Genomic DNA, 6716 nt, shown 5'->3' on the forward strand with positions numbered 1-6716 from the left:
TGGTGAGCCGGTCCGCGGCGGTCAGCAGTTCGGCGGAGGTCCACCCCTTCTGGCACATCCGGCCCCGGTTGGTGGGGAACTCGCGGGCGAGCACGGTAACCGGCCCCGGAGACCTTCCGCCTGCTGGTTCCGGGCCGTCGTCCTTTCCGGCGCTCTCCGGGGTGGCGCGCAGCACCATTCCGCACTGCAGGGCGCAGTATGGGCAGTGTGTCGCCACCTCGGCAAGGGGCGCGGCCGGCACCGGCATGGTCGTGGTCACGCACCGAGCGTGCGGCGAGGGGGTGTCTCGGTCGGGTCGGAGCCGTTTCGCGGCGGCAAAGTGGTTCTGATCCTGGCCGTCTCCCCGATGTGCGGCCCCCCGATGTGCGGCCGCGGCCCCGACGATGCCACCCCGCGGCACTCGGTCGTCTCCCGGAGTTGGGCCGCCTTCTGAGAGGTGATCGCCGGCCACGGCACACGACCCGTCGAGGAGAACTGTCGCGGGAATGGCGTAACAATAGGCAGCGTGTCTGTCGCCGCCGTGTCGCCTCTCGATGTCGAGGAAGTCGACGAGACCCTCGATGACGATCGGCCGTGGGTCACCATTGTCTGGAACGACCCGATCAATCTGATGTCATACGTGACGTATGTCTTCCAGAAGCTCTTCGGCTACAGCAAGCCGAAGGCCACCGAACTGATGCTCGACGTCCATCACAAGGGGCGGGCTTCGGTGGCCGTCGGCACCAGGGAGGAGATGGAGGCCAACGCCGAGCGCCTGCACGCCTACGGCCTGTGGGCCACGATCGCCCAGGACTGACCCGACCAGTAACCCGACCGGCGGGGTGTCCCGGCCCGGCCGGTCGGCCTCGGCCGCCCGGAGCAGCCCATGCGGCATGCCCTGGGTAGGCTGGCCGCGTCCGTGGTCGGACGGTTCAGACGGTCATGTGGGGCGGTCGTCCCGGGCGCACCGTCGCCGGGAGCGTGGGAGCGTGGGAGTGGGGGAACGGAGGGACGTGGCTGACGGCTTCCGCCGCACGCGTGCCGGGATCGAGCTGCGCCTTCCCCGACTCGAGGCGGCGTTGCTGATCGAGCTTGTCGGCCAGATCGAGTCCCTGCTCGAACCGCCGCCGGTCGAGGATCCGCTGGAGGCGCTGGTGGGGCTGCGTGACACCGCGCCGCCGCCGCCGGACGACCCGGCGATCGCTCGTCTGCTTCCCGACCCCTACCCGGACGATCCGATGGCCTCCGGGGACTTCCGCCGCCGCCGGACGGACGATCTGCTCGCCCGCAAGCGCGACGCCGCTCGGCGGGTGCTGTCCGCTGTGCCAGCGCCCGGGAGGGTGCTCCTGCTCGACGAGGAGGCCGCTCAGGACTGGCTGACGACGCTGAACGACCTCCGGTTGGTGCTGGGAACCCGGCTCGGCCTCACCGACGACGACTCCACCGCGGAACTTGAACACCTCAACCCGGACGATTCCCGCCGACCGCTCGTCGCAGTCTACGCGTTCCTGACCGAACTGCTCGACGATCTGACCCGAGCTCTGGGGTAGTCGCGGGCGAGATCGGCCCGGACCGCCCCTTCGGCGTCGTACGGTAGGCTCGTGCTGCGAATGGACCGTGCCTGCTATGAGGCGATCGTCGCTCATGCCCGCCGTGATCATCCCGACGAGGCCTGTGGTATCGTCGCCGGTCCCCTGGGGTCGGACCGGCCGGAGCGGTTCATCCCGATGGAGAACGCGGAGCGCTCGCCGACCTTCTACCGCTTCGATCCAATGGAGCAGCTCAAGGTGTGGCGGGAGATGGACGACCGGGACGAGGAGCCCGTCGTCATCTACCACTCGCACACCGCAACCGAGGCGTACCCGTCCAGAACCGACATGTCCCTCGCGGCCGAGCCGGGCGCGCACTACGTGCTGGCCTCCACCCGGGAGCCGGGCGTGACCGAGTTCCGATCTTACCGGATCGTCGACGGCGTGGTCACCGAGGAGCCGGTGGAAATCGTCTGAGACGGCCTGGCGTTGCAGATGACGCGGCGACGGACGATGACGCGGCGACGGACACGGTTCGGGAAGGGACACGGTCCGGGAAGATGGTGACTGCGGAGCCTTGGCACCTACGACTCGTCCGCTTGTCCGCCTGAGGTAGAACCCGCTGACGTGACACCCCCGCCCATCCGGGCGGCGCCACCGCCGAACCCGGCCGGTGGCACCCGCGAAAGGAGCACCATGGCAGTCCAGGTCCGTGTGCCGACGATCCTGCGTACCTACACGGGAGGTTCGAAGCTGGTCGAGGGCACGGGCGACACGGTCGCCGCGCTCTTCCTCGATCTCGATTCCCGGTATGCCGGGCTGCGGGGCCGGCTGGTGACCGGTGACAACGGTTCCGAGCTGCACCGCTTTGTCAACATCTACGTCAACGACGAGGACGTTCGTTTCCTCGGCGGTCTCGACGCCAAGCTCAGCGACGGCGACGAGGTCACCATTCTTCCTGCCGTCGCCGGCGGCTCCGTCGACGCCGGGGAGTTTCCGGGCAGCGCCGAAGTTCCGGGCAGTGCCAAAGTTCCGGGCAGCGAGGGGCCGGCCGTGGTGTCGCCTGGCATGTCGCCCGGGCAGCACTGACGCGAGCGACGGGTCCCGACTCATGCGTTTCTCCTCCCTGGCCGACTCCGTCGGCCGGACCCCGCTGGTCGGGCTTCCGCGACTGTCGCCGTCGCCGGATGCCCGGCTGTGGGCGAAGCTGGAACAGGACAACCCGACCGGTTCGATCAAGGATCGGGCGGCGCTGTGGATGATCGCCGACGGCGAGAAGCGCGGTCTGCTCACTCCGGGCGCGACCGTGCTCGAACCGACGTCCGGTAATACCGGGATCTCGCTGGCCATGGCCTGTCGTCAGCGGGGCTACCGGCTGATCTGCGTGATGCCGGAGAACACCTCGATCGAGCGCCGTCAGCTCCTGCAGATGTGGGGCGCCGAGATCAGGTTCTCGCCCGCAGCCGGCGGATCGAACGAGGCGGTCGCCGTCGCGAAGCGGCTGGCCGCCGAGAACCCCGACTGGGTGATGCTCTACCAGTACGGCAATCCGGCGAACGCCCAGGCGCACTATGAGACGACCGGGCCGGAGATTCTCGAGGACCTGCCCGAGATCACGCACTTCGTGGCGGGCCTCGGCACGACCGGAACCCTCATGGGAACCGGCCGTTACCTCAAGGAACGGGTGCCGGACATCTCGATCGTCGCGGCCGAACCGCGCTACGGCGAGCTGGTGTACGGGCTGCGCAACATCGACGAGGGGTTCGTTCCCGAACTGTACGACCCGTCGGTGCTCACCTCGCGATACTCGGTCGGTCCGCGGGAGGCGCTGCGTCGTACCCGCGAGCTGGTGCAAGAGGAGGGCATCTTCGCCGGGATCTCCACCGGGGCCATCCTGCACGCGGCGCTCGCGCAGGCCGAGCGGGTGGTAAAGGAGGGCAAGTCGGCCGATATAGTCCTGATCGTCTGTGACGGTGGCTGGAAGTATCTGTCCACTGGCGCCTACGCCGGCACCCTCGAAGAAGCCGAGGCCGCCCTGGAAGGGCAGCTGTGGGCCTAGCCCCGCATGGCGGCTTCGCCGCAATGCGGGGGCCCCTGGCGTAGGGCGCCGTTCGGGGTTTCCGTCAGCTCGCCTTCGGCGAACTTCCTGGGGGAGCCGTCGGGGGTGGTTGGCGGCTTCGCCGCAATGCGGGGGTTGGGGTTCAGTCGGTGGCCGGGGTGAGTGGGGCGGCGAGGACCTCGCCGAGGATCAGGGCCAGTTCACCGAAGGCTCGGCCGCGGTGGCTGATCGCATCCTTCTCCGCCGCGGACAGTTCGGCGTTCGTCCGGGTCTGACCGTCGGCCAGGAACAGTGGGTCGTAGCCGAAGCCGCCCGCGCCGCGAGGTTCGGTCAGCAGGGTGCCACGTAGCTCGCCGTGGGCGACCCGTTCGACGCCGTCCGGGGTGACCAGGGCCGCCGCGCAGACGAAGGCGGCGTGGCGCCGGTCGGCTGGGACGTCGTCAAGCTGCGCGAGCAGCAGGGTGTTGTTGGCGGTGTCCCGTTCGACCCGGGTGCCGTCGCGCCGGCCCGACCATCGAGCCGAACGCACCCCCGGCATCCCGGCCAGCTCGTCGACGGCGAGCCCGGAGTCGTCGGCGACCGCCGGCAGCCCGGTCTCCGCGACCGCCGCCCGCGCCTTGATCAGCGCGTTCTCAGCGAAGGTCGTCCCGGTCTCGGGTACCTCCTTGCCGGGCGGCAGGCCCACCAGTTCCACGGCCAGGCCGCTGGCCGCCAGGAGGCGGCGCAGCTCCGCGAGCTTCGCCTCGTTGCGACTGGCGAGGACCACCTTCGTCGTCCGGGTCGATCCGTGGTGTTTGGCGCTCATCGAGCACCTCCCGGGCGAGGAGGCCCCGCCGGAACCGGGCCGCGCAACGCCTCGGTCTGGATCGCGGTGAGCTGGGCGCATCCACGCACTGCAAGGTCGAGCAGGCTGTCGAGCATCGTCCGGTCGAACGGGGTGCCCTCGGCGGTGCCCTGGACCTCGACGAAACCGTCCGCCCCAGTGCACACCACGTTCATGTCGGTGTCCGCGGTGGAATCCTCGCTGTAGGCCAGGTCGAGCATCGCCTCGCCCTTGACCACGCCGACACTGACCGCACTGACGCTCGTGGTGATCGCGCCGGGCCGGCCGAGCCAGCGGGCGGCGTCGACCAGCGCGACGTAGGCGCCGGTGATCGCGGCGGTGCGCGTGCCGCCGTCGGCGAGCAGCACGTCGCAGTCGATCGCGATGGTGTTCTCGCCGAGGGCCTTCAGGTCGATGCAGGCACGCAGGCTGCGGCCGATCAGCCGGGAGATCTCGTGGGTCCGCCCGGAGATGCGGCCGCGCACGGACTCGCGATCGTTACGGGTGTCGGTGGCCCGTGGAAGCATGGAGTACTCGGCGGTCACCCAGCCCAGGCCGCTGCCCTTGCGCCAGCGCGGGACCCCCGTGGTTACCGAGGCCGCGCACAGCACCCTGGTCCGGCCCGCGCTGACCAGCGCGGATCCCTCCGCATGCTCCTGCCATCCCCGCAGGATCGTCACCTGCCGGAGTTCGTCCGGTCTCCTGCCATCCGCTCGTATCACGCCGCGACACTATCGGCCCAGGGCGACCCGGCCGCGCGCCGAGGTCGCGCCGAGGTGCGGAGGTGCGGTCCGTCAGAGTTCTCAGAGTTCGTAGACGGTGCCGGGGCTCGCGAGGGTCAGCGGGCCGTCATACACGCCGGCCGTTTCCTCCTCGGAACGGGCGGCGTTCCCCCACGGGACAAGATGCGTGAGCACGAGCTGGCCCACACCGGCTCGCCGGGCGTGCTCGCCGGCCTCCCGGCCGGTCAGATGCAGGTCCGGGGGGTTGTCCTCCTCGTCGAGGAACGACGCCTCGCAGAGGAAGAGATCGCTGTCGGTGGCGAGGCGGACCAGCCGGTCACACGCCCCGGTGTCGCCCGAGTAGGTCAGTACCCGATCGTCGGCGGTGAGGCGGACGCCGTAGGCCTCCACTGGATGGGCCACCCGGGTGAGATCGATCCGGAACGGCCCGATGTGCAGGCAGCCGGCGCCGATGGTCCGGAAGCCGTAGATGTCGGCCAGGCTGTCGTCCGGCCATTTCTCGAACGCTCCGCACAGCCGTTCCTGGGTGTTGATCGGGCCGTAGACCGGGAGCTTGGGCGGCATGCCCTCCGGGTGGTACCGCCGCGCGTAGGAGTTGGCCACCAGGTCCAGGCAGTGGTCGCCGTGCAGGTGGCTGAGCAGCACCGCGTCGATCTCACGCAGGTCGCAGTGCCGTTGTAGCTCACCCATGGACCCGTTGCCCGCGTCGAGGACGAGCCGGAACCCGTCCGACTCGACAAGGTAGGACGAACAGGCCGACGTCGGGCCGGGATACGTGCCCGAACAGCCGAGGATCGTCAGTTTCACCGTGGCACCACCGGGCTCTGCTGGGAGGAGGGTTCCTGGTCCGCCCCGGTTCGGGCGGCCCAGGCGGCTGGAGGCGTGACTGTGGCCCGCGCGGCGGGAACAGGCGGGGACACCGCCGCGACGCCGACGAGTTCGGGGCCGAGGAACCTGCGTCCCACCCGGCTGAACAAGGTTGGATCACCCGTGGTGAGGAACCGGTGCGTGGGCGGCGGAAGGCCCGGATCGCGGAAGAGCCCATGCCGGACGAGTACCCGGTAGGTGTCCTTGGCCGTCTCCTCGGCACTGCTCACCAGAGTGACGCCCTCTCCCATCACGAGGCCGATTACCCCTGTCAGCAGTGGGTAATGTGTACATCCGAGTATCACCGTGTCTACGCCGGCTTCCTGCAATGGTGCGAGGTACGCCTCGGTCAGACCGAGCAACTGCCGCCCAGAGGTGATACCCCGCTCAACGAAGTCCACGAACGCCGGGCAGGCCACACCGGTCAGCTCCACGCCCGCGGCGGCGGTGAACGCGTCGTCGTAGGCGCGGCTGGCAATCGTCGCCAGCGTGCCGATGACGCCTACCTGCCCGCTGCGGGTCGCCGCGACCGCCCGGCGAGTCGCCGGCATGATCACTTCGATGACCGGTACGTCGTAACGCTCCCGGGCGTCGCGCAGGCAGGCGGCACTTGCCGTGTTGCAGGCGATGACCAGCAGTTTCACGCCCTCGTCCACGAGCCGGTCGAGGGCATCGAGCGCGTAGCGACGCACCTCGGCGATCCGCCGCGGGCCGTA

9 protein-coding genes and 1 pseudogene are annotated in these 6716 nt (G+C 69.9%); 5 read left to right on the forward strand and 5 right to left on the reverse strand.

Annotation, left to right across the window (positions count from 1 at the left end; all coding sequences use genetic code 11):
- Window positions 1-259: pseudogene (locus ACY45C_RS12840) on the reverse strand (nitrite reductase); the annotation flags it as partial.
- Between the two features lie 246 nt (window positions 260-505).
- Between ACY45C_RS12840 and clpS the strand changes: the two are divergent.
- The 5 genes from clpS (at window position 506) to ACY45C_RS12865 (ending at window position 3567) form a co-directional block, all read left to right on the forward strand.
- Complete coding sequence (gene clpS, locus ACY45C_RS12845) at window positions 506-796, forward strand: ATP-dependent Clp protease adapter ClpS (RefSeq protein WP_462187854.1); 291 nt, start codon at window positions 506-508, stop codon at window positions 794-796.
- Window positions 797-992: 196 nt separating this feature from the next.
- Entirely contained in the window at window positions 993-1529 is a 537-nt protein-coding gene (locus ACY45C_RS12850; protein WP_462187855.1) for a DUF2017 domain-containing protein, read from the forward strand.
- A gap of 51 nt (window positions 1530-1580) precedes the next feature.
- Complete coding sequence (locus tag ACY45C_RS12855) at window positions 1581-1985, forward strand: M67 family metallopeptidase (RefSeq protein WP_462187856.1); 405 nt, start codon at window positions 1581-1583, stop codon at window positions 1983-1985.
- A gap of 219 nt (window positions 1986-2204) precedes the next feature.
- The gene (locus tag ACY45C_RS12860; RefSeq protein WP_462187857.1) at window positions 2205-2597 is read left to right on the forward strand and encodes a MoaD/ThiS family protein; all 393 of its coding nucleotides are present in this window, start codon (window positions 2205-2207) and stop codon (window positions 2595-2597) included.
- Window positions 2598-2619: 22 nt separating this feature from the next.
- Window positions 2620-3567: a PLP-dependent cysteine synthase family protein gene (locus ACY45C_RS12865; RefSeq protein WP_462187858.1), complete on the forward strand. Its 948-nt coding sequence runs from the start codon at window positions 2620-2622 to the stop codon at window positions 3565-3567.
- 142 nt (window positions 3568-3709) lie between these two features.
- Here ACY45C_RS12865 and rdgB read toward each other — a convergent pair whose 3' ends face one another.
- The 4 genes from rdgB to murI all read right to left on the reverse strand — a co-directional run.
- On the reverse strand, window positions 3710-4372 hold the full coding sequence (gene rdgB, locus ACY45C_RS12870; protein WP_462187859.1) for an RdgB/HAM1 family non-canonical purine NTP pyrophosphatase: 663 nt from the start codon (window positions 4370-4372) through the stop codon (window positions 3710-3712).
- Window positions 4369-5112 carry a ribonuclease PH gene (gene rph / locus ACY45C_RS12875; RefSeq protein WP_462187860.1) on the reverse strand — a complete coding sequence of 248 codons (744 nt, stop codon included), beginning with the start codon at window positions 5110-5112 and terminating at the stop codon, window positions 4369-4371. The genes rdgB and rph overlap by 4 nt, the downstream gene beginning before the upstream one ends.
- 81 nt (window positions 5113-5193) lie before the next feature.
- A complete protein-coding gene (locus ACY45C_RS12880) occupies window positions 5194-5940 on the reverse strand; it encodes an MBL fold metallo-hydrolase (protein ID WP_462187861.1) in 747 nt (248 codons plus the stop codon).
- Window positions 5937-6716 (reverse strand): glutamate racemase (gene murI, locus ACY45C_RS12885; RefSeq protein WP_462187862.1); only part of this gene is annotated, 780 nt, incomplete at its 5' end. The genes murI and ACY45C_RS12880, both read right to left, overlap by 4 nt.

Source organism: Frankia sp. CcWB2, assembly GCF_977927585.1.